This is a genomic window from Shewanella sp. S1-49-MNA-CIBAN-0167 (assembly GCF_040310145.1).
Lineage (GTDB): Bacteria > Pseudomonadota > Gammaproteobacteria > Enterobacterales > Shewanellaceae > Shewanella > Shewanella psychromarinicola.
Genome location: NZ_JBEOPO010000120.1, coordinates 1 through 462, shown reverse-complemented (window position 1 = coordinate 462; position 462 = coordinate 1). Strand labels below are relative to the sequence as shown.

Genomic DNA, 462 nt, shown 5'->3' with positions numbered 1-462 from the left:
CGGTTAGACATTATGCAAAATAGACCGAACAAGGTGAGTTTTTGTCGTTAATGCTGTGTTGTAAAAAATATTATTAATATTTTTGTGTTGTACCCTCATTGTTTGGAGTCTTGCTATGGGCATGTTTGAACGGTTTTTATCGGTATGGGTTGGTTTAAGTATGTTGGCCGGAGTGTTGTTAGGTTTATGGCAGCCAGATATCTTTCAAGCTATAGCAAACCTTGAAATCGCCCACGTTAACTTGGTTGTTGCGGTATTTATCTGGGTGATGATTTACCCCATGATGGTGCAAATTGACTTTTCGGCAATGAAAGATGTGGGTAAAAACCCTAGGGGATTATTGCTGACCGTGGTTATTAATTGGTTAATTAAACCCTTTACCATGGCGGCATTAGGATGGCTGTTTTTTAAGGTGTTGTTTGCCGATTTGGTCGACCCTGCATCTGCACAAGAGTATATAGC

At 40.0% G+C, this 462-nt stretch carries 1 protein-coding gene; it reads left to right on the top strand.

Going from position 1 to position 462, the window contains the following annotated elements; genetic code table 11:
• Window positions 1-115: 115 nt before the first annotated feature.
• The coding region (locus AAEZ00_RS20640) for an arsenic resistance protein (protein WP_502959347.1) at window positions 116-462 on the top strand (347 nt) is incomplete at its 3' end.